This window comes from Pseudoalteromonas sp. SG43-6 (assembly GCF_014164365.1).
GTDB lineage: Bacteria > Pseudomonadota > Gammaproteobacteria > Enterobacterales > Alteromonadaceae > Pseudoalteromonas > Pseudoalteromonas rhizosphaerae.
The window spans coordinates 1-314 of the sequence record NZ_JACJEZ010000198.1 but is presented as its reverse complement, the minus strand read 5'-3'; the positions used below and the strand labels follow the sequence as shown (position 1 = coordinate 314).

At 42.0% G+C, this 314-nt stretch carries 1 protein-coding gene; it reads left to right on the top strand.

Annotation, left to right across the window (positions count from 1 at the left end):
• The coding region (locus H5201_RS22770) for an ATP-binding protein (protein ID WP_182785470.1) at nucleotides 1-314 on the top strand (314 nt) is incomplete at both ends.

Sequence of the window (314 nt, the reverse complement as noted above, 5' to 3'; positions counted from 1 at the left end):
GGTATAAAGCAAGCACTCAAGCAACAGCTTGAACAGCCAAATCTATATCAAGAACAAAGCTTTATAGAGCGCGTCAGTTTATTGCTCACTCATGAAATTGATACGCGTGAGCAAAGAAAAATCGACCGGCTCGTGCGACACGCTAAATTCCGCTTACCGGCTCAGTTAAATCAACTGATTTACTCGCCGACACGTAATATAGAAAAAGCACAGATACGTAACTTAAGCCAAAATAGCTGGCTAAACTTACATCAAAATATCTTAATCACTGGGGCAACAGGCTGTGGAAAAACATACCTTGCGTGTGCCTTAGG